Source organism: Pedobacter sp. TM02 (assembly GCF_059705275.1).
This window is the reverse complement of record NZ_AP046530.1, coordinates 1,935,173-1,956,642: the sequence shown is the minus strand read 5'-3', so window position 1 is coordinate 1,956,642 and position 21,470 is coordinate 1,935,173. Positions and strand designations below refer to the sequence as shown.

Annotated in this window: 18 protein-coding genes and 1 tRNA gene; 10 read left to right on the top strand and 9 right to left on the bottom strand. The window is 41.4% G+C overall.

What is annotated here, in order from left to right; all coding sequences use genetic code 11:
- Nucleotides 1-41: 41 nt before the first annotated feature.
- Nucleotides 42-1,952, top strand: coding sequence for an ATP-dependent DNA helicase (locus tag AC6H1S_RS08145; protein WP_497565831.1), 1,911 nt, complete (start codon nt 42-44; stop codon nt 1,950-1,952).
- Nucleotides 1,953-1,998: 46 nt separating this feature from the next.
- Here the strand turns inward: AC6H1S_RS08145 and AC6H1S_RS08140 are convergent, their stop codons facing one another.
- Entirely contained in the window at nt 1,999-2,697 is a 699-nt protein-coding gene (locus tag AC6H1S_RS08140) for a DUF1826 domain-containing protein (RefSeq protein ID WP_497565830.1), read from the bottom strand.
- Nucleotides 2,698-2,916: 219 nt separating this feature from the next.
- Here AC6H1S_RS08140 and AC6H1S_RS08135 point away from each other — a divergent pair, with 219 nt between their 5' ends.
- The gene (locus AC6H1S_RS08135) at nt 2,917-3,471 is read left to right on the top strand and encodes a hypothetical protein (protein ID WP_199141030.1); all 555 of its coding nucleotides are present in this window, start codon (nt 2,917-2,919) and stop codon (nt 3,469-3,471) included.
- A gap of 428 nt (nt 3,472-3,899) precedes the next feature.
- Entirely contained in the window at nt 3,900-4,880 is a 981-nt protein-coding gene (locus AC6H1S_RS08130; RefSeq protein ID WP_497565829.1) for a hypothetical protein, read from the top strand.
- Between the two features lie 208 nt (nt 4,881-5,088).
- On the opposite strand, the gene AC6H1S_RS08125 is transcribed toward AC6H1S_RS08130, so the two are convergent.
- The 6 genes from AC6H1S_RS08125 to AC6H1S_RS08100 form a co-directional block, all read right to left on the bottom strand.
- Entirely contained in the window at nt 5,089-6,387 is a 1,299-nt protein-coding gene (locus tag AC6H1S_RS08125) for a hypothetical protein (protein ID WP_497565828.1), read from the bottom strand.
- A 71-nt stretch (nt 6,388-6,458) separates the two neighbouring features.
- Nucleotides 6,459-6,764, bottom strand: a complete 306-nt coding sequence (locus tag AC6H1S_RS08120) for a hypothetical protein (RefSeq protein WP_497565827.1) — start codon at nt 6,762-6,764, stop codon at nt 6,459-6,461.
- Entirely contained in the window at nt 6,755-7,675 is a 921-nt protein-coding gene (locus AC6H1S_RS08115) for a hypothetical protein (RefSeq protein ID WP_497565826.1), read from the bottom strand. Before AC6H1S_RS08115 ends, AC6H1S_RS08120 begins: the two co-directional genes overlap by 10 nt.
- Before the next feature lie 43 nt (nt 7,676-7,718).
- On the bottom strand, nt 7,719-8,267 hold the full coding sequence (locus AC6H1S_RS08110; protein WP_497565825.1) for a hypothetical protein: 549 nt from the start codon (nt 8,265-8,267) through the stop codon (nt 7,719-7,721).
- A 35-nt stretch (nt 8,268-8,302) separates the two neighbouring features.
- The gene (locus AC6H1S_RS08105; protein WP_497565824.1) at nt 8,303-9,538 is read right to left on the bottom strand and encodes a hypothetical protein; all 1,236 of its coding nucleotides are present in this window, start codon (nt 9,536-9,538) and stop codon (nt 8,303-8,305) included.
- 25 nt (nt 9,539-9,563) lie between these two features.
- Complete coding sequence (locus tag AC6H1S_RS08100; protein WP_497565823.1) at nt 9,564-10,898, bottom strand: IPT/TIG domain-containing protein; 1,335 nt, start codon at nt 10,896-10,898, stop codon at nt 9,564-9,566.
- A gap of 294 nt (nt 10,899-11,192) precedes the next feature.
- On the opposite strand from AC6H1S_RS08100, the gene AC6H1S_RS08095 reads away from it, so the two are divergent.
- Nucleotides 11,193-12,332 (top strand): helix-turn-helix domain-containing protein, encoded by a 1,140-nt coding sequence (locus AC6H1S_RS08095; RefSeq protein ID WP_497565822.1) that lies wholly within the window; start codon nt 11,193-11,195, stop codon nt 12,330-12,332.
- A gap of 72 nt (nt 12,333-12,404) precedes the next feature.
- Nucleotides 12,405-13,187, top strand: coding sequence for a C10 family peptidase (locus AC6H1S_RS08090; protein WP_497565821.1), 783 nt, complete (start codon nt 12,405-12,407; stop codon nt 13,185-13,187).
- A 349-nt stretch (nt 13,188-13,536) separates the two neighbouring features.
- On the opposite strand, the gene AC6H1S_RS08085 is transcribed toward AC6H1S_RS08090, so the two are convergent.
- A complete protein-coding gene (locus AC6H1S_RS08085) occupies nt 13,537-15,093 on the bottom strand; it encodes a B12-binding domain-containing radical SAM protein (RefSeq protein WP_497565820.1) in 1,557 nt (518 codons plus the stop codon).
- Between the two features lie 477 nt (nt 15,094-15,570).
- On the opposite strand from AC6H1S_RS08085, the gene AC6H1S_RS08080 reads away from it, so the two are divergent.
- Nucleotides 15,571-16,341: a hypothetical protein gene (locus tag AC6H1S_RS08080; protein ID WP_497565819.1), complete on the top strand. Its 771-nt coding sequence runs from the start codon at nt 15,571-15,573 to the stop codon at nt 16,339-16,341.
- A 98-nt stretch (nt 16,342-16,439) separates the two neighbouring features.
- Here AC6H1S_RS08080 and AC6H1S_RS08075 read toward each other — a convergent pair.
- A tRNA-Arg gene (locus AC6H1S_RS08075) sits at nt 16,440-16,513 on the bottom strand.
- 304 nt (nt 16,514-16,817) lie between these two features.
- On the opposite strand from AC6H1S_RS08075, the gene AC6H1S_RS08070 reads away from it, so the two are divergent.
- From AC6H1S_RS08070 to AC6H1S_RS08055, 4 genes are all read left to right on the top strand, one after another.
- A complete protein-coding gene (locus tag AC6H1S_RS08070; protein ID WP_497565818.1) occupies nt 16,818-17,897 on the top strand; it encodes a zinc-binding dehydrogenase in 1,080 nt (359 codons plus the stop codon).
- 60 nt (nt 17,898-17,957) lie between these two features.
- Nucleotides 17,958-18,296, top strand: a complete 339-nt coding sequence (locus AC6H1S_RS08065) for a YciI family protein (protein ID WP_497565817.1) — start codon at nt 17,958-17,960, stop codon at nt 18,294-18,296.
- A 129-nt stretch (nt 18,297-18,425) separates the two neighbouring features.
- Nucleotides 18,426-19,097: a FadR/GntR family transcriptional regulator gene (locus AC6H1S_RS08060; RefSeq protein ID WP_497565816.1), complete on the top strand. Its 672-nt coding sequence runs from the start codon at nt 18,426-18,428 to the stop codon at nt 19,095-19,097.
- Between the two features lie 60 nt (nt 19,098-19,157).
- Nucleotides 19,158-21,446, top strand: a complete 2,289-nt coding sequence (locus AC6H1S_RS08055) for an NADP-dependent malic enzyme (RefSeq protein WP_497565815.1) — start codon at nt 19,158-19,160, stop codon at nt 21,444-21,446.
- Nucleotides 21,447-21,470 lie beyond the last annotated feature (24 nt).

The following is a 21,470-nucleotide window of genomic DNA, read 5'->3' as shown; positions in this document are numbered from 1 at the left end:
TCACCCTATAAAACACTACTTAATTTAGTTAAATTTGCAACATGAGCCATCATGAGTTGCCCAATGCCCTAGCAGATCAGGTATTTGAGTTTATCGAATACACCAATCAGTCTATTTTCCTGACGGGAAAAGCGGGAACGGGAAAAACAACCCTACTTAAGCGCATCAAGAACAACAGCACCAAAAAAATGGTGGTGGTTGCCCCTACCGGCGTGGCCGCCATGAATGCCAAAGGCACAACCATCAATTCCTTTTTCCAATTGCCTCCGGGTTCTTTTTTTCCGGGCGACATCAATCTGCAAAACCTACAGGCGGGCATCAGTTCCATCCAGTCGACCGTTAGCAGCCTCAGCTACAGCAAAGACAAGCTCAAACTGTTTAACGAACTGGAGCTTCTGGTTATCGACGAGGTTTCGATGGTGCGTTGCGACGTATTGGATGTGGTTGATGCGGTATTGCGCTCGGTTAGGAAAAACAACCTGCCTTTTGGCGGCCTGCAGCTGCTGCTCATTGGCGATTTGTACCAGCTTCCGCCCGTAAGCAAGCAGGAAGAATGGGCCTTTTTAAGCAAAGCCTATCCATCGCCCTACTTTTTCGATTCCTTGGTTATCCGCAGGCATCCTGTGCTGCAGCTGGAGCTGACCACGGTTTTTAGGCAGACAGAAGAGACTTTTATAAAGATTTTAAATGACATCCGAAACAACCAGATTGACGAGGAAGGATTAAACCTGCTCAACGAGCGCTACGACCCTACATTTAAAGATGAGGGCGATTTAAATCCGATCATCATCACCTCGCATAATGCGGAAGCGAATTTAATCAACAAGGAAAAGCTTAACGAATTGCCTGGCGAAATCTACACCGCAAATGCCACCATAGATGGAGAAATCAAAGATTTGGGTATCCAAGCCGAAACGGAGCTGCAGCTCAAAGTTGGCGCACAGGTGATGTTCATTAAAAACGATACCGGCGAAAACCGGCGGTTTTATAATGGCAAAATCGGCAAGATCAAATCGATTGACCAAGGCGAAATCTATGTGGCTTTTCCCGATGAGGAACCACTTTTATTGGAAAAAAGTGCTTGGCAATCGTTCGAGTACAAAATAGGCGACGATGATGTGATTGCACAGCAACAGGTGGGCGAATTTTCGCAATACCCTATTAAACTGGCTTGGGCAGTAACTATCCACAAAAGTCAGGGACTAACCTTCGACCATGCGGTGATCGATGCCGGAAAATCGTTTGTTGCCGGCCAGGTGTATGTGGCCTTAAGCCGGGTTAGGACGCTCAATGGACTGGTTTTGAAGTCAAAGATCAATAAGGATAGCTTAAGGTCGAACAAGGAAGTACTGGCTTATCTGCACCCCGTACAAACCGAGGCCTTAACCGAGCTCATTGGCAAAGCCAAAGAACGGTTCATCCTGCAAATGGTTTTGGATCGTTTCTCTTTCCGGAATATTGCTCATGAGCTCGACTTGTTGCATCAAGATGCAGCCATTGGCCAAGCCAACATTCCCCTACTCAAGGCACAACTACTGGAACTTCAAACAACACTGCATAGTTTAATTCAACTTTTAGACAAGTTTGTGGCTCAGGTAAGGCAAATTCATGAGCAAAACGGGTTTGAAGGTCAACAAGCCATCCAATCAAGGATCGAATCGGCCAAAGATTATTTCACCAAGGAACTGACGATCAAGCTGCTCAATCCGGCACTTAAAATGATCAGGGTGAAACCGAAAAACAAAATCCAGCAACAGGTGCAGCACCAATTCCAAAAGTTGAGGCAACAGATAGAAAACAAAATCACACTGATGCACATTGGCGCAGGCTTGCTCCAAGAACCATTAAAAGCTGCTGCTTATACCGACTGGATTGCAAAGCACAGGAAACAGCAGGCTGTAGCGCAAGATTCGTCAACAGCCAAGCAGGTGGTGAGTTTGGAGTTGTTTTAGGAGACTAGGTTAGCTATGGCCAATTAAGCATTTGTTTAAGCTGCCCTCAACAAATCAAAAGCAAGCGGTATTCGCCTTCGTTTTCCTGAGGGGCGCGATGCACACAGGGCAATACCTGTTGCTCAGGATGATCGACCGCCAATTTCCATAGATGGCCCAGGCCTAGATTTAAAGGTGTAGCATGAGGTTTAGGACGATAATGCAAATCGAAAAAATATTCTTTCAGAAAGCTTTCAAATCCCCCATCCGGACCATCAAATAAATCCTGTAGCTTTTGCCGGATTTCTGGAATTAAAATTTGCTGTTCAACCTGATCATTCGGCAAAATATCACTTGCCGCGCCATAATAAGTACATAAAAAGGTGTCGGTAGCTACAGGCGAACGATCTACGTGGTAAGAATACACGTCGGTGGAGATGAAATCAAAGGCTTCATCCCGCTCGTAACTTTTGAGCAGATTGAGTACTGGCGACAGGCCTAAAGCTCCCAAAAACTTTAGATCTTCTAATATGGTTATCCTGGCCATGGCTCCCTCTGCAGATAAGGTCAAGGACAAAAGCTCTTCTACAGTAATCTCCGTTACGTTTTCTTTCAATTGAAGCTTGGAGGCCACTTCCTTAAAATCTCCAGTCAAATCCCTAGGCCAGCATATGGCGTTTATGGAACCTCGAAACTCCATATCAATCAATGCCTCGAACGAGGAAACTACTCCCACCTGACTGCTATTGGCAAATTTGCTGTTCACGCTTTTAAATCCAGTTGCCAAAGCTATTAAAAAGAATGATCAGGGCGAAACCCAAAAAAAGCGTAGCAAATAACTAGCCGAAATGCTCTCGAATGGAAATAACGGCAATAGGCGTTGCATTTGCCAATACACGAAATAAAAAAATCATGGGGTAACATTTTTCAAAACGGGTTGATATCATGGTGAAAACAATCATTATTCACCTTAAAGAAAACAGTTATGAAAAAGTTTATTCAAATCACTGGTATTTTAACAATTGCAGTAGTTACTTTTTTTTCTTGTAAAAAAGAAAAAACAGAGCAAAAAGAAGAAGAACGATTTTCGGTAGCGATGAAAGTTGTTACTGCTCAAACAACCGAAAATGCTGTAATTATAGGCACCAAAGCAGAGCTTAAAGCTGCACTTGCAGCAAAAGAAGGCCCCGTATACCTTAAAAAAATCGCGAAGACCAATAACTTGTTTATTCCTATCGTTGGCGAAGGATCAGGTCCTTCAAATCCAATGCTGCCATGCAACCAAGAGATAGATGCCTACGTTAACGCACATCAAGCCGAGTGGCAGCAACAAGCAAACCAAACCTGCACAACCGTAATGGTATGTGTAACCTGTCCAAATGCCGGTGGCGGTTTATATGTGATGTATATTATCAAGCCAACCTCGCCACGATGCGCCATTGCATTGCCATTTGAACAACAGTTTAAATTAGCTGCATTTAATTTTGGCAACGACCAATTAGAAAGCGAAGCCGTAGCTTCTTTCATCAAAAACAACTAGAAGATATTCTTAATGGTCTTCTGCATCCAAAAGGCACAAGTATTGCTTGTGCCTTTTGCTTTATGGTACAGCGTTATCAATATCCGTTATGCATTGCGCAAATTTTAAATCAAAAAGTCCAGTGCTTACTGAACCTTTTTACAGTTTCATTCGGCAAGAGCATAAATATTTCATTACAAAGGAATTGAGCAATTAAAGGAAAAGAACAATCAGAAATCAATTCAAATCTTATATCTTGCGTCTATATTGACGCCAAATGAACCCTAAGAACCACAACGCCGAAGTGCGAATCAACTCTCACCCCATTAATGGCAGGCTTTATTCCTCAGACATTTGACAGCTTTGGCTTTTAAGAAAACCAATGCATTATAAATGCAACAATGATTTAGTCTATTTAACAAACTCCTCCTATTACTTAATCCAAAACAATGAAAAAACTCTCTAGCCTATTTTTGCTCTTAGCTTCCAGTTTTGTTATCCAAGCGCAAACCACTATCACCAGCAAGAATTTCTCTACTGTTGCCAAATTCCAGAATGTTACAAGCAACAAAGAAGAAAAGTACAACCTAGCACTTGCCAAAAACTCTTCGACAGGCACATATGCACTTTTGGTAGAACATACCATTTCCGATTTTAGTAAAAACTTAATGGATACCGCAGGGATTTCCATTAAGCTAGAGGTATATAAGGAAATTAAACGTGGCGCAAAAACCTGGGCGGAAACCGACATGGTTTCGTTACTGCCAACAGCAACCCAGCCTACCACAAACAGTAAGGGAAGAGTATATGCATTTAACCTACCAGACATCCTATTAAACGACATTAAAAACCAAAAGATTTGGCAGTTTACTTTGGTCAACGAAAACCCGAAAAGCGAATATCACGCTGTTTCCGAAAAGCAAATTGGTTTTACCGACCAGGGAAAGAATTTCTTCCTCACAAATAGTGCTTTGTTAGTTACGAAAAGCAAGCAGGGTTCATTTGCTGATATGACTGCCTATAAAACAAAACTAATTCCGCTCTATTCTTTGTTCAGAAAAGATATCTCCACCGTAGATAAGGTTTTAGGAAAACCGATCGAAACCATTACCCAAAATAATTTTTTTAAAAACACCTATGTAACCGCAGAAGGAAAATACGTAATCCGATTTAAAGAAAATTTAACAGATGAGATCGAACTATTCCCCACGAAAAAGTTCAAATACATTGGTCCACTTTTCTTAATCGACAAATTTCCATTCGAATTGACCAACTGTAACTGTGGCGAATACACAAGCAAGGAAACCAGTGGCAGCGGCAAATACATTTCGGACGGACTGATCAACACTTTTAGAGATAAGACTCAACATAAGATCGAATTTTCGAAAAAAGACCGTTACCTGGAAAAGGTAATCGTAAGGATTTATTAATGGCTTGGCTGCTTGGCATAAGCTAAAAAATCTTAAAGGTCAAAAAAGCCCATTACGAAAGTGCTGGGCTTTTATATTGTTGAGCAGGAATGCCCTGAGCATTTAAGTCGCTTTTCATTGCGCCCGTCCGAAGCGCAAAACAACTAAATAGCCATGATCAATTTACGTATCCATTTATCAGTTAAGCATGATCCTAATATTTGAAAATTTAATCCAACATCTTTCTTAATGCCCCAAGATCAAAGTTCTTTTCCCAATTACTGAACAGTCTTGATGAATAGCTATAATCTTTCGTGATTTCATACCGAAACTGTACTTCTATCAGCACAGGTTTTGCAAATTGCCCGTTATTGGCTATAAAATAGGCCGGATTTAAAACATACAGTGCCGATGTTTTTTCTCCTTCTGCATCATAAAACTTGCCCAGTGCAGCGAGCCTGTCGTTGGCATCTTTTAGCCAATTGTTGTTATCAACCACAGCCGGTTTTTGTAGCCATTCCGGTTTTTGTTTTGTAAGCAGTTCATTCACTTTTGCCTTTTTGGCTTCATAGATCTTGGGGTAAGCCAGTTTATCCGCTTCCAAAGCGGCCAGTGTTCTTTTTGCAGACTCAGCGGTGTTATTTCCTATACTTTTAATTTTTGCTGCATTGGCATATTCAAAATTGGCTTTTTCTATTTCAAAATATTCCAGCATATCTTGCAAATATTGCTTACGGCTAACGGGGATCAGTAAAGGCACGCCGGACTTCGTGATAAAATAGCGGCGATCTATCCATTGGTAAGAATTAGGCCCGTGATTATCATACCTGCCACCCATTTCCCAGTGTTCTACATAGTCATTGCCATTGTTGAGTTTCAGAAAATCGCCATGAAAATTTTTATAGTCATCAGAACGGCTACCGAGCAACAGGGCTTCTGAAATATATTGCGATACACGGCTGGGATTGTTGTTTTTTTCTTTATCGAAATTGGGTCCTGCTTTTGCTTCTACGGGGATGTCGTAAACCGGATTGCCATATTTCATATAAAACTCTCCTGTACCACCGGCTTTGGCTCCGGTTGGAATATACGGATTGATATTGACCCGAAATACACTTCTGTATTCATCTACTATTTTGGTGACCCGCTCGGTTACGTGACAAACAAACTGATAGAAACCTAACTGGTAGCCGTACCCTGCGTAGGCATATTTACCATACTTTTGATTATCCAAGCCGGAAAAACTTACCCTGGCAACACATCCTGTCAGTTTAAAATTATTGCGGCTGGCTTCCTCTAGTTTTTCAACTGCGATGAGGTTTTTCATCATTGCAGTCTTTTCGGCAGGTGAACCTTTTAATGCAAATCCATATTTTGTATTGTTATGGTCGGTATAAATACCGGGCATATTGTCAACATCCGCACGTGAACCACAGGGTGTTAGTGGGTCGGCTATTTTTTTTATTCCCTGCGAAAAACAGGCCATGCTTTCCAAGAGCATTATTGAAGCAATCAAAATATGTTTCATGATTTATCGGTTTTTTGAAAATTATTTAAAGATACCCGTACCATTAAATGAACTTGCACCGGTATTTAAGCTCATCCTTCCTTCCCTGCTAGCACTCGCGCCAGCAGGCCCACACCTGCTGCTGCTTCTACGCCTCCCGCCATTACCACTTTTCTGTCAATTTCAATATCTGCACTTACGCTTGCCTGTAATGGCCCCAGTTTACCGCCGGCACTTACTTTAGGCCCAATACTAACGGTGCAATTTTTAAAGGAATCACCAAAACCTGCATGGTACAGATCCTGGTTCAGCGTCCCGTTGATCACACCTGCATTAACAGTGGTAGTTAAGCCACTGCAGGTAAGCGTCATGGTAATCAGCAACAAGGTCAGTTGCAATTATTTTCAATCTTCGGCGGCAATGGCTTGAAATATCCATCAAGATATATCCATAGCACACAGGTCTTTTTATTGAACAACACACTGCTGCCCGGTATTTCTATATGCATGTTGCCATACTGGGGATGCCATTGGCCAACGTAATTGATAAAACGCAGGTCGAGCAAAACCTTGTCTAACTTCCACGCATCTGTAAGTGGGAAAGGTCCGCCATAACTACTGTAAAAAATTTCTAGGACGAGGCCATTTTTTTTATAGAGCGCCAATGTATTCCTGGCCTCGGTGTATTTTGGCGCCCTTGGCACATCAACTGTCCACCATTCCCATTTCTTGAGTTCATCGGTATAATTATCCAACCATAAACCTCCAAACTGGTAGGTTTGATCAATTCTTGGAAATATCTTGATGGTTAATGGTGCGCCTTTATCTTTATTATCATTGCCGGTACCTAATGACACCTTAGCTACCTGTAGGTAATATTTACTATCATCGGCAGTAATGTAAGATGTAGCTGTCGGTGCTGCTGTAGGAGGCGGGGCACTTTTTTGAGCAACCGTCCATTTACCCAGCCTCGTAGAGGTATCATATCCATAAGTACAGATCAACTTTTTTGTGGCCGCATCAAATGTACCAGCAAATGTAATCGTACTGCTGGTACTGCCGTTTGTTTCCACATATTTGCCACTGACCGCATTGCCAGAAACGCTATAGGTGCCACGGTATTTAACCGTATTTGTTGCCTTGTTTTTTAACAAAAATTCATTGCTGGCGGTTAGTTCAAACTGTATGTCGTTAGGATAATAACCCTGCATATTGGTTTGTACGCCTTCCCAAACCCCAACGAAAGGATTCTGTGCCTTTACAGCCAGGCAAGCTAGCCAAAAGGATATCGTAATTAATAGTTTTTTCATTTGTTCAGAACTTTGTTTTGTTAAACGCATTAAAGAAAATATGCTATGGTTTGACCTCCAGTTTTATAGCTCCGGTTACCGTTCCAGGGGTATAACCAGCTGGTTGATTCGGAATTGCCGCTACTTGAAGCGTATAAGTGCCCGTAAGCGTTTTGTCACTACGATTAAAGCTGAGGCTACAGGTCATCGTAACGTTTGTATCCTTCTTTAAAAGGATAGTTACCTGGTTTCCGTTTACGGTGTAGGTACCCGTTTGCAATGAAGTTTTCGCTTCGGGCGTAGTGAGGTTACAACTCACCGTACCATTGCTAAGCAATTTAAAGGAAGGATCGGTAACTGAATGGCCTACATTCGACGTAACCCACCACCGTATAAGGCTCCAAGTATGCGTTGTTAAATAAGCAATTACCGGATCGGGTTTGCCCGGTAATTGAATCGGCTTGCCTCCAGGAACTGCTATGGGCTGCTGGGGCAGCTGCGGCAACTTTGTATCGATAACATTTTTTAGAGGTGGCACCTTTGGTGGGGCTTCCTGTGCATGGGCAACAACAATGCTTACTGCCAAGCTTAGTAAAAGAATAATTTTTTTCATGGGAATATCATTTTGTTTTTCATGTTCTTCCACATTTAAGGGTTCGGAACAAATGTTTTGTTTAATCTCCAAAACAGATTATTGTTGATGATGAAGCCAGCATTGTCTGCATTGGTAGGGTTTGCATCCAATACAGGGGTAAATGCCACTTGCAATCTTTTTCCGCTTTGGGTGGTCAAGATCAATGAATAGTTTACGATTTCGTATGTTCCCTTTCCAATGGCATACCCATCACCAAAAGTGATATTACTGAATTCGATGCCTTCATTGATGTAAGTGCCGTCTTTTTTGAAAAAGATGATGGGTCGTTTGTTAGGGTTGATTTGTCGCGATATGACATCTGTCTTGCCATTGTAATACGACAACTCTGGTGAATAGGCTCCTTCAAAACGCAAACCGTCTACGGGTTTTACCTTTTTGTAAATACTGCTTTTTGAATTGGGATACCTGCTCCTGGTAATAGCATCTATTTTGTACAATTCCATTTTGCCATATTTGTCATTTTCAAGACTTAGCCTATTTCCCTGATCCGTAAAATTGCCCCAGCTTCCAGTTTCATTGCTGTTCTGTGGCGTTACTCCATTCAGTCCCTGTGGAGGCATATAAGTAAGATACTTGCCATCAGGCGATAGTACAACTGTGTTTAATTTTGTTGTTATAGACGTGTTTGTTTGAAGGCTAGGGCAATTACATTCCCAAACTTCGTATTTGATGTTGCCTGATGATGATGGGGCTTTATTCGTTTTATTGGAGCCATTGGATGATGACTGACCACCTTTTGCAGCTATTTCCTTAACCACATCTACAGAGGCAATAAAGTTTTCGATATCAGATTTGTATCTATCCGCATTGGAAAGAATGCAAATGCTCTGCATGCTGTTTTCTCCACTAAAAGTAATGAGCATAGCCAATGTAGCTATTCCCTTATCTTCATATTTTGCAGTACCCATTAAAAACTGCCAACCTTTTAAAACAGCTGCCGGTTGCTTGTTTGCAGCACCAGCAACCTTGAAGGGTTTTTGCACCTGGTTGCTCCAGGCATTGTCAAAATCCTGCTGTATACCACCCTGTCCTGGTATCGGACTGTAAATAAAGATATTGCAATATGCTCCTGTACTTTTATCTTCCTTATAATAGGTAAGCACATTGTTGTTCCTTACTAATTCGTAGCCTGCTGGAACAGTATAACCGACCACGCCAAAACTGCTTTTTTGTGCAAAAGATGCACACGCTGCTAAAAACAAAAAGAAGAAAGATAATAATTTGTTCATTGGTTTATTTTTAATTGCCCCCTATTTACCGCACAATAATTGCATTACCCGACGAATTGAGTGTCGCATTGCCTAAATTAACGGGCACCCCATTTTTCCAATATTTGGCTATGTTATAGGTTCCATTGTTCTCCCACCCCGATACGTACACATCATTCCCAAAAACCGCAATGCCCGTAGCACCAGAGGACACCGTAGCTAGTTTTACTGGCACCCCGTTTTTCCAGTATTTAGCAAAGGATGGCCCTCCGCCATAATAATCCTCCTGTTCATACCCTGCCACGTATACGTCGTTTCCCGTTACGAAAACAGCAGTTGCCACGCCTACCGAAGCAGTACCTGCAGTTAGTGTTGCAGCGGTTCCGTTTTTCCAAACGGTTGCCATAGCCAACCCACTTGTCGGGTTGTTTTGGTTGCCTGCTACATACTTGTCGCTTCCGCTTACGAAAACAGCATTGGCAAAGTCATGCTTATCGTTGTTGGGTATGGTATTGGCTGGTATTGCGCCATTTGTGAATTCCCAGGGCGAAAACCTCCCCTGCGAGTTGCGATAGCTCCCAACGGCATACACACTGTTATCATTTGTATAAATCCCTGTGCAGGAGCCATTACCGGTAACGATTTGTCCAACAATGGGATCATTAACGCTTATGGTTGTGCCCGTACCGTTTTTCCAGTACCTGGGCAGGTCAAATCCGTTGATGATTTCCCAGCCACCAACATACACGTCATTGCCGTTTACGGAAATGCCATTGGCCGCAGATTCGTTGGTGCCAAGTGTGTTTTTAGTGCCGTTTTTCCAATAATTGGCCAATTGCAAGTTATTGATTCTCTCTTTTCCTGCAACATACACATCATTGCCACGTATGAAGATGGAATTCAGTGCCGACTCTTCTGTGCTCAGCGTAATAGCGGTGCTGTTTTTCCAATAGGTAGCCAAAGCGCGGCTGCTATTATTCTGCGAACCGGCCACAAACACATCGGGCACATAAACAATATTACCACCACTTGCAGTCTGGGTGCCTGTTTTTATTTTTATTTCTCCGCTAACAGCTCCTACTGCAGGAACAATTACCTTTAGCTGTGTAGCGGTGGCCGATTGCACTGTAGCTGCTACACCATTAATCGTAACGGCATTATTGGCAGCCACAGTAGAAAAGTTGCGGCCAGTAATGGTAAGCGTGTCGCCATAGTGCAACGTAGTGCCAGATGCCCCCTCTATTTTAAGGGTAGTGTCTTTTGGTGTTGGATCAGGAACGGGCGTGCTAATGTTTTTTTTGCACGAAGACGATGCAAACAGGAACAGCGCTAATGCCATACCTGTTGCCATCCTAAAGATGTTGTATCCTATTGCTTTCATATCGGTTCAGATTTTTCACTTTAAAAATATTACGATATAAAATTAGCTTGGCCTAGAGGCTGTGGCAATCATTAAAAAAGATGATTTTTATGAGTTTTCGTCATGCTTAAACCGTAAGCATTGAAAATGGGGTGTTTATATCTATTTTTAACCAAAGAGGACATAAGTATCCTGCCTTATTGAAGATTGATCATCAAATTTTGAAGCTTCAAGACAAGGTGTTTAAAAAAATTCGCCCATAAAATGACCAGAGTAGCTCTAAAGAATTAATACATTCGTATTATAAAAATAAGCATGTCATTTAACTGGTTTGATGTCATCGTTCTTTTTGGTATGATGCAGGGAATAATTTCCTGTATGGTGCTGATTTTTCAAAAAGCAAACGAACTTCATAAAACACTACTCATTGCAATTATTCTGGTGTTATGCATCTTAAGTTTTAAAATAGAGATTCACACCTTACACTTATGGGATAAACCTTTTCTGCGTTATTTTCCGCTTGGAATAGACCTACTCATCCAACCGATCCTATTTTTGTATGTCTATTCGCTGACTAAACCTAATTTTGAATTCAAAGCTAAATTGTTATTCCACTTACTGCCACCTGCATTGTTCTTTATCCATTCGATCATGGTTTATTTAGCGGTGCTCCCTATTGATGATCTTCAGCAAAAGGATATGGTTGCTACACGATGGTACTTCAATCAGGTTAAAGTTGTTGAGGATATACTGTCTGTGGGGAGTGCTTTTATTTATGGCTACCTCTGCTTTATTTACATTAAAAAATATCAACACTGGGTCCATCAATTTACTTCCGACACCCGTTACCCCACATTAAACTGGCTTCGAAACCTATTAGTAGTAACAGCATTTCTAGGCTTTAGTCTTTTTGTCAACGTCCTGGTCGATAACGCCCATCCAACCCGGACAGCATTTTTCAGGTGGCAATTCTTTTATTTATACCTAACTTTTCTAATCTACTATTTGGGGATAAAAGCCCTTACACTTAAAACTGAAATTATTACAATAAAACAATTGATAGTTGAGCAGCCGATAGAAAAACAAGCGAAATATGAAAACACAGACCTTGAAGCTGCCAAAACGATAATTCTAAGTGTGCTGGCTGAAAAAAAGATTTTTCTGGACAGTGAGCTTACTTTGCCAAAAATGTCTCAGCAGCTTGCGGTAAGCCCCGGCTTGGCATCAGCAACCATCAATCAGCTATTGGGCAAAACCTTTAGATCATTGGTCAATGAATACCGTATAAAAGAGGTAAAAATCAGACTACAAGATCCGGCTTATAAACACCTATCTCTTTTGGGTATTGCTTTTGAATGCGGTTTCAACTCTGAAGCCAGTTTCTACCGCATCTTTAAAGCTGAAGTCGGTTGCTCGCCCAAAGAGTATCTCCTCAAAAACCGGATTCAAAAATAATATTTACTCTCAAAACTGATTTTGAGAAGTTATAACGTTCCATTTATCATTCATTTGTTTAAAATCAATAACATGAAAATGGGCATAAAAATTTTATTAGGCATTAGCACATTCACTGCAGCGTCTTACTTGGTCTTTGGAACATCCTTTCAATTAACTATGAACAGGACATCTCCAACAAACGATAGTATCCTTATTAAAACCAAATGGAAACAAATGGGAGGTTTCGAAAAATACACACCCGATCATTTAAGGTTGGGCTGTTGGAGCACAGCTCTTGCACAGATTATGAACTATCACCAGCTCAAGCCTTTTGGAAAAGTATCTTATATTTCTAGAAACGGCTATGTAATCAACGAAAACATTGATAGCGCTAGTGTTGACTTTAAAAAGATGGTCAGGTTAATTGATAGTAGCACAACGAAATCTGCCCTTGATGCTACTGCACGCTATAACTACTATGCTGCACTAGCGGTTCGCAAGGACTTTGGTACCGATCGGTACATGAATAAACTTGCGCCCTCTTCTCTGTTCGAACAGCATTATAAGGTGAAAACTTCTAGATATATCTCGTGGAAGCATACATTCCCATATAGTTTCGGTAAGCTAAAAAAGGTCATTAGCCATGAACTAGACCTTAAAAGGCCGTTAATGCTTCATTTTTCAGACCTTAAAGGCTTCGGACACACGGTTGTAATCGATGCGTACAGAATAAAAAATGACAAACTAATCGTGCACCTTAACCAAGGTCAGGGAGGTCCGCAAGATGGGTGGTATAATTTTGACTCCTCTATTTTACAGCCCAACGATGATAAGCTGAGAGTGCTTTATACATTCAAGCCTGACAAACCTTAAAATCATTACCAGTAGCCAATCACCGTAATATTAATTTCAAATTTGAAAACAGCAGAAATTGTTTTCAAATAATCACGTAATCCCCTATAATTTTAAAAGCCAACAGAAGGACTACTTTGAACAACGCTAAGATAACATTGAAGACCTATTTAATATTAAAAAAACCGGACTTTGAGTTGTTCAAAGTCCGGTTATACACCCAGAAGAGTCTGATTCGAACCAATTATTGGAAGATTTAAGGCTTAGTGCATCATTTGAGCAATTTGATCGTAACCCAGTAGGATAGTTTTCGAACCACAAATTGTAGTTGGCAATTTTTTATCCCTAACTTCAAATCATATAAGCAAACTCATACTGCTTCTTCCAAAGGTTGCACTTCATGGTGGCCTTCAAAGACATTGGTCGATTTAAAAAGTTTGGAAACAATTTGATTATGGTTTTCTCGCAACTGATAAATCATTACTCCATACATCACAGCTAAAGATAAATGGTTTCTTTTGTTTTTATAGGTCCATCGCAATAAATCACGGTAATATCTAGCATCTTTATCAAACACCGCTAATTTGACAATTGCTTTTGCAGCGTAGTATAATTGCGATACTGTGTATTTTTCTTTTACCTTAACGCCGCCATCTTTTGGAAATTCATGGATTTCCAAAAACCTTTTTACCCTTTTATACGAATGTTCAGCAGGGTAAACATTCGAAATCACCTCTAAAAACCCATCTTTTAAACGCTCCGCTCCCATCATCGGGATGATATTGGTTTCGCCTTCAGAGAATGTAAAATGGCGGGAAAGTCTATTTTCACGTTTCATTCTATCAAATAGCGCTGTGCCTGGTGGTGCTTTCAACACATTCACGATGGGAATAGGGATTGCGGCCTCGTAGATAAAATCGATTACGCTTTGAAAACTCGACTCTTTATCCGTATCAAAGCCTACGATAAACCCTCCCAAAACAGTAAATCCCGATTGATGCAGCTTATGAATATTGTCTAGCAGGTCGCGTTTCAGATTTTGATTTTTAAGCGAAGCTTTTAAGCTATCTGCCTCAGGGGTCTCAATCCCAATAAATATGTTTCTGAATTTGGCCTTCAGCAACAACTCCATCATTTCATCATCATCAGCTAAGTTGATGGTAAGTTGCGTCATGAAATATAAATTAGGCTTCGTTTCTTTATGCCACTCGATTAAGGCTGGAAGCAACTCAGATTTTAATATCTTTCTATTGCCAATAAGGTTATCATCGGCAAACAACACCGATTGGGTTTCTCCGGATTTACGTATCAACTCTAATTCGGCGATAATTTGTGCTGCAGATTTAGTACGAGGTTTGCGTCCGTACAAAGCTGTTACGTCACAAAAATCGCATAAGTAAGGGCAACCACGTGAAAATTGAACAATAGAAAACAGGTAGTCCTTCATGTTAATGAGTTCCATTTGTGGCAATGGTGTGGTACTTACATCAGCGAACTCATTTGTTTTATAAATTGGCTTAGCCTGGCCAAATTTCAGATCTGCAATAAATAGCGGAAGTGTAATTTCGGCTTCGTTTAAAACAAAATGAGCAATACCCTCAAAACGCTCATGCTCGTGCGTAAAAAGCGGTCCTCCAGCCACTATCGTTGCATTTTTCCTTTTACATTGCGCTATAATTTTCCTGACTGACTCTTCCTGTACATTCATAGCCGAAAGAAAAACCATATCTGCCCATTCAATGTCTTTATCGCTTAATGGCTTTACATTCAGATCTACAAGTTTTCGTTCCCAGTCTTGTGGTAGCATGGCGGCTACTGTTAATAGGCCAAGGGGTGGATAGGCCGCTTTTTTGCCCGTTAACGAAGCGAAATGCTTGAAGGCATAAAATGAATCATACATTTCAGGGTACACCAGTAAAATTTTCATTATTTGTAGTTTTTAAATCAATCTTATGGGCAGGACGCGAATTCCTAATATCAAAATTTTGTTTCTAAGTTAATATCTAGCAACGATAACTCATAGTTATTTTGAACATAATTCTGATTTGGAATAACCGCCCAACGAACTTAATTACAGAGAATAAACTGATATAAATACTTGGAAACACTTACCATTTGTCAGATAAAAATGGGATTGGACTCATCAAACCGCAATTGCGTGAAAAATGATAGTAAGAAAAAAGGCTTCCTACATTAGTAAGAAACCTTTGTTAGTACCCCGAGAAGGATCCAGTTCGAACCACTTGTTAGAAGATTTAAGGGTTATAGCTGCGTTTGAACGGTTTGAGTGCGACCCAATAGAATAGTTTTCGAACCAATGAAATTTTTTATGGAATCAAGGTGCATAATTCATCCCGTTAACATATTGTTTATATTGCCAATAATATCAAACTCAATTTAATATATGTTAAAAAAACTACAGCTTTCAAAAATCAGAATAGGAACGATTTCAATAATACTTTTGAATTTATTTCAAATCACTTGTAATGGGCAAACCAATAAACAATTTGTAATTAAAAAATTCATAGATTCAAACAGGGTGTTATCCATGATTAAAGATGTTAAAGTTGATAAGGACAACATTTTTGAAGATAGTGTTTATATAGTTTCAAAAAGCTGTAGTGGTGAATGGGGTGGCACAATTAAGTTTAAGAATAAACAAACGGGAATTGAATATTCAGCAGCATCCACTTGTCCAGTTGTTGTAAACAAATTGAATAACAAATACTACATTACAAATACATTGGCACATATGGGTGGATTTTCGGAAATTCTTGAGATTAGCCATCCAGACTCATTGGAAATTTTTAAGTTGCCTAAACCACGCTCTAAAAAAGGAAAGACTGTAATTAGGTATGTTGGAGATGATGAATCAAAAACTACAAAAGGAACAAGAAAATTGCTTGACAGTATTGGTATTTTAACTCTTGCTTCATTTCCTTATCAGGAGAAATTGTTTCACATTGTCACTAATTTTGAAAAAACATTTTTGGCAAAGATTGAGAATAACAAATTTGTAACAATAGATGTAATATCTGACAAAGACATTCGCACTTATGACCCTGAAGTATTTAAAACTAAAGACAATCACTTCATTGTATTATTTAGTAATCAAGACGTGAAAGGATATTTTGATATTTTTGAAAACAAAATTCTGGTACTAACAAGTAAATGATAGATCTAATATTTTAAAAATAAAACAAAAAAAGCCAATATTTCTATTGGCTTTTCCTTTTACTTGACAATCCTGTTGACAAGCACTAACTCTATTTGTACCCCCAACAGGATTCGAACCTGTGACCTACGGTTTAGAAAACCGGTGCTCTATCCAGCTGAGCTATGGAGGCCTCTCAGCTTGTAGGCTGATGCTGCAAAGATAGACTTTCCAAACAAAAAGAACAATATAAATTTTTATTTCGCACCACAAGCCGTTAAACTTCTCGCAATCAAACCTTTAATCCATTCCTGGCCATATACCCACAACCTATTTGATAAGCACGTTTACTTTGGCAAGAACCCAATAATTGTCTAATATCGTCGGCTACAGTTATAGCTTTTGATTTCGGGCACCAACCACTTAACAATTTTTTAATTTAAAATTAAGTATATGTAAACTTTTGTTTAGTATTTATGCATTATTAACCCCAAAACATGACCGAAGGAAACATTATTGTATTTGAAGATGCCAGCTTGCCCCTGCAAAAGCAAAAGCATCCTATACCAGCACTTAAACCAGGCGAAATACTCGTTAAAAACCTCTACACGACCATTTGTGGCAGCGACTTGCATACTTTTTGCGGGTGGCGCAAAGAGCAAACTCCTACCGTTTTAGGCCATGAAATTGTAGGGCGCATTGTCGCTCTTGATAAAAACCATCTCCAAATTGATAATGCCGGAAAGCCCTTGGCTATAGGCGATTTGGTAACCTGGGCCGTGTTCTGTTCATCGCGGCAAACAGCTTGGCTCGTCAAGGGCATGCCCCAAAAAGCCGACAATTTATTCAAGTATGGCCATGCACAAGTCACCACAAATGATGCTTTTCATGGCGGTTTAAGCGATTATTGCATCCTGAAAGCCCATACCTGTCTTTTAAAAATTCCCGAGAGCATTCCATTGCCCATCGCTGCTACCCTTAACTGTGCCATAGCAACCGTTGCTGGTGCCACCAGACTGGCGGGCAATTTGTCCGGAAAAAACGTATTGATTACAGGTTTGGGGTTATTGGGTAACGTAACGGCAGCCCTATGCCAAACCCTTGGTGCCAAAAACATTATTGCGGTCGATATCGATAGCAAGCGTTTGGCCCAAGCCGAGGCATTTGGCACCAATTTCTGTTATTCTTCAACCGAACCCCAGCTATTGGCCAGCTTGCTTAAACATCAGATAGATACTGTATTCGATATGAGCGGCCACCCCGATGCCATTGAATTGGGCATTGCCAGTTTAGCCATTGGCGGAACCGCCGTATGGGCTGGTGCAGTTTTCAAGACCAGACCTATAGCTATCGACGCCGAGCAGGTTATCCGAAAGCTGATTACCATCAAAGGTTTGCACAATTATAATTTCGACGACCTGCAGTATGCCTTAAACTTTATAACAGCAAACCATCAGCGCTTTCCGTTTGATACTGTTGTAGCCAAAGAATTTTCCCTCGATCAAACGCAGGAAGCCTTTCAATATGCATTAGAGCACAAGCCATTAAGGGTAGGTATTCGCATCGGCGAAGCTTGAACCCCCTCAATCGTCTTCTTTTTCGCTTGGATTTGGTAGCTTTAATCCAACAATCCAATTATGAAAAATTTTATAGTCATTTTTAGGGAACCCGACGGCAGAACCCTGCAGCATAGCCAAGAAGAAGTGAACCTGCATCAGCAGCATTGGAAAAAATGGTTTGAAGAATGGGGCAAGGCAGGAAACCTCAAAGGCGGAAGCGGCCTTAGCCTGAATGGAAAACTCATCCATGGCTCAGATCGCGAAATCACCGACCAGATCCATCGTGCAGGAACAGAAATTGTGGGCGGCTTTTTACTATTGCAAGCCAACGACTTGGAACAAGCAACTGAAATAGCCAGCTCCTGCCCCATTTTCGAATTTGGCGGCTATGCCGAAGTGCGCGAAATGCAAAACTAAACAGCTTGCTTGCGGTTAAATAGCATCAAAAAACATTTCGTAACCATGAAGATTAACCTATCCCCATAAATAAAAACAAAAATACAAGGTTTAGTTAAAAATTCGTCTACCTTTGCATCATCTGATGATATGACGAATACTACAGTTTTAATCCATAGAAAATCGTTGGCCGATGAAGTGGCTGATGGCTTGCGCAAGCAATTGTCGCTAGGAATTTTCAAAGTAAACGAAAAACTTCCGATTGAACCAGAATTAATGAAAATGTTTGGTGTTGGCCGCTCTACCATTAGAGAAGCCATCAAACTATTGGTCAATTCGGGCCTGTTACGCGTACAGCAAGGCTTGGGTACTTTTGTAGAGCGTACCGTATCTACCCAAGAACCTATGGACCAAAGGCTTAAGCGTGCCGATAAGGTTGAGCTCGACGAAGTGAGGCAGCTGATCGAGATTAAAATTGCCGAAAAAGCAGCGCTTAACCGTTCTGAAGAAGACATCGAAAAAATACAGTCCTACCTCGAAATGCGCAAACAAACTGCCGATGAAGGCCATTTGGAAGAATGTATAGAGGCCGATATCCAGTTTCACCTGGCCATTGCCAATGCCTCTAAAAACGAGGTGCTGACCGATATTTACAAAACCGCATCAGCGCACCTCAAAAATTGGTTCCACGAAATTTACCAAGACACCCAAACTTTTCAAGACAGTTACCTTTTACACCAGCAATTGCTGAACAATATTATAGCAAAAGATCCGAAAGCAGCATGGAATACGGCTACCAGGATACTTAACCATATTTTTTAATTTAAACAAACACCCCGGCAAGTTTTAAAACTTTGCAAAGGTGTTCATCAAATGCAACAAATGAATACGCAGAATAAGAAGCAAGACGCACTCGACTACCACTCGCAAGGCCGTCCGGGCAAAATAGAAGTTGTTCCAACCAAACCCCACTCCTCTCAAAGAGATTTGACATTGGCCTATTCACCTGGCGTGGCTGAGCCTTGCTTGGAGATTGCCGCAGATGCCGACAAAGCTTATAGTTACACGGCCAAAGGCAATTTGGTGGCTGTAATTAGCAATGGTACGGCAGTTTTGGGCCTGGGCAATATCGGCGCGTTGGCCAGTAAGCCTGTCATGGAGGGCAAGGGATTGCTTTTTAAGATCTTCGCTGATATTGATGTATTCGATTTGGAACTAAACGCCGATTCGGTAGAAGATTTCATTAAAATGGTGAAGGGTGTTGAGCCTACTTTTGGCGGCATCAACCTCGAAGACATCAAGGCGCCAGAATGCTTTGAAATCGAGCGCAGACTCAAAGCCGAGCTGAATATCCCTGTAATGCACGACGACCAGCACGGTACGGCCATTATTTCGGGCGCAGCTTTGCTCAACGCCTGCGAATTGCAGAAGAAAAAGCTAAAAGACATCAAAGTAGTGGTAAGCGGTGCAGGCGCCGCCGCGGTATCTTGCGCCAAAATGTACCTGTCGTTGGGCGTAACACCCAAAAATTTGGTCATGTTCGACATCAACGGCCTAATCACTACCTCGAGGACCGACCTCGACGAGATCAGGATGGAGTTTGCCACCACCCGAAAAGACATCAACAACATTACCGACGCGCTAAAAGGTGCCGATGTATTGATCGGTCTTTCGGCCGGCGATGTGATCAAACCCGAAATGCTCATGGGCATGGCCAAAAACCCGATTGTATTTGCCATGGCCAATCCAAATCCAGAAATCGCCTATGATTTGGCCGTTAAAACCCGTAAAGATATTATCATGGCCACCGGAAGGTCTGATTATCCGAACCAGGTAAACAACGTATTGGGTTTCCCATATATTTTTAGGGGTGCCCTGGATGTGCGTGCCACCAGCATCAACGAAGAAATGAAGATTGCAGCCGTACGTGCCATTGCCAATTTAGCCAAAAAATCGGTTCCAGATGCGGTAAGCCAGGCTTACAACGCCCGCAACTTTAAATTTGGCAAGGAATACATCATCCCCAAACCGGTCGATTCGAGGCTGATTACCGAAGTTTCGATGGCGGTGGCCAAGGCAGCTATCGAAAGCGGGGTGGCCAGAAAGGCAATTGCCGATTGGAGCAAATATGAAGATGAGCTGAAAAAGAGACTGGGCATTGATGATACTATTATGCGCCAGGTAACGACCAATGCCAAGGCCAACCCGAAAAAAGTGGTGTTTGCAGAGGCCGACAACTACAAAATCTTAAAAGCCGCCCAAATTGTGAAGGAAGAAAAGATCGCCATCCCTATCCTATTGGGCAACAAGGAAGCCATACAGCGTATCATTTACGAAAATGTGCTCGATTTGGAAGGCGTTGAAATTATAGAACCGGTTTTGGAACAGGAAAGAATTAAGAAATATGCCGAAGCCTTGTACCAAAAAAGACAGCGCAGGGGCGTGACCTTGTTCGAAGCCAACAAATTGATGCGCGACAGGAATTACTTTGGCGCATCGATGGTTGAATTTGGCGAAGCCGATGCCATGATTTCGGGATTGACCAAAAACTATGCAACCACCGTAAAACCGGCTTTGCAGGTAATTGGGGTTGAGCCTGGCGTGAAGCGCGTGGCGGGCATGTATATGATGATTACCAAAAAAGGCCCGGTATTTTTTGGTGATACCACCGTTAACGTTGATCCAACACCCGAAGAATTGGTTGATATTACCTTATTGGTGAACAAATCGGTAAAACAGTTTAATGTTAAACCGAGAATCGCTTTGCTATCTTATTCAAACTTCGGTTCCAACTCGGGCGAAATTCCGGAGAAGGTAAGACAGGCCGTACGTTTGCTGCATAAAAACCATCCCGATGTAGTGGCCGATGGCGAAATGCAGGCCAACTTTGCCATGAACAACGAAATGCTGAAAGAGAACTTTCCTTTCAGTGCCCTAAGCGATGCACCAGCCAATACACTGATCTTCCCTACGCTAGAATCAGGCAATATGGCTTACAAGCTGCTGCAGGAACTGGGCGAGGCCGAAGCGGTTGGACCAATTTTATTAGGCCTAAACAAGCCGGTGCACATTGTACAGCTAGGCAGTTCGGTACGCGAAATCGTAAACATGGTTACGATTGCCGTAGTTGATGCACAGGCTAAGTCTAAACCCGTAACCACCAAAAAATAAAACCGCATTGGCCTTTCCTTATTG

Bases quoted from the DNA above. Each gene is read 5' to 3' on its own strand.
- AC6H1S_RS08145 (WP_497565831.1), top strand. From the start codon at position 42: ATGAGCCATCATGAGTTGCCCAATGCCCTAGCAGATCAGGTATTTGAG.
- AC6H1S_RS08105 (WP_497565824.1), bottom strand. From the start codon at position 9,538: ATGAACAAATTATTATCTTTCTTCTTTTTGTTTTTAGCAGCGTGTGCA.
- AC6H1S_RS08130 (WP_497565829.1), top strand. From the start codon at position 3,900: ATGAAAAAACTCTCTAGCCTATTTTTGCTCTTAGCTTCCAGTTTTGTT.
- AC6H1S_RS08125 (WP_497565828.1), bottom strand. From the start codon at position 6,387: ATGAAACATATTTTGATTGCTTCAATAATGCTCTTGGAAAGCATGGCC.
- AC6H1S_RS08085 (WP_497565820.1), bottom strand. From the start codon at position 15,093: ATGAAAATTTTACTGGTGTACCCTGAAATGTATGATTCATTTTATGCC.
- AC6H1S_RS08060 (WP_497565816.1), top strand. From the start codon at position 18,426: ATGACGAATACTACAGTTTTAATCCATAGAAAATCGTTGGCCGATGAA.
- AC6H1S_RS08080 (WP_497565819.1), top strand. From the start codon at position 15,571: ATGTTAAAAAAACTACAGCTTTCAAAAATCAGAATAGGAACGATTTCA.
- AC6H1S_RS08065 (WP_497565817.1), top strand. From the start codon at position 17,958: ATGAAAAATTTTATAGTCATTTTTAGGGAACCCGACGGCAGAACCCTG.
- AC6H1S_RS08055 (WP_497565815.1), top strand. From the start codon at position 19,158: ATGAATACGCAGAATAAGAAGCAAGACGCACTCGACTACCACTCGCAA.
- AC6H1S_RS08135 (WP_199141030.1), top strand. From the start codon at position 2,917: ATGAAAAAGTTTATTCAAATCACTGGTATTTTAACAATTGCAGTAGTT.
- AC6H1S_RS08070 (WP_497565818.1), top strand. From the start codon at position 16,818: ATGACCGAAGGAAACATTATTGTATTTGAAGATGCCAGCTTGCCCCTG.
- AC6H1S_RS08095 (WP_497565822.1), top strand. From the start codon at position 11,193: ATGTCATTTAACTGGTTTGATGTCATCGTTCTTTTTGGTATGATGCAG.
- AC6H1S_RS08090 (WP_497565821.1), top strand. From the start codon at position 12,405: ATGAAAATGGGCATAAAAATTTTATTAGGCATTAGCACATTCACTGCA.
- AC6H1S_RS08115 (WP_497565826.1), bottom strand. From the start codon at position 7,675: ATGAAAAAACTATTAATTACGATATCCTTTTGGCTAGCTTGCCTGGCT.
- AC6H1S_RS08100 (WP_497565823.1), bottom strand. From the start codon at position 10,898: ATGAAAGCAATAGGATACAACATCTTTAGGATGGCAACAGGTATGGCA.
- AC6H1S_RS08110 (WP_497565825.1), bottom strand. From the start codon at position 8,267: ATGAAAAAAATTATTCTTTTACTAAGCTTGGCAGTAAGCATTGTTGTT.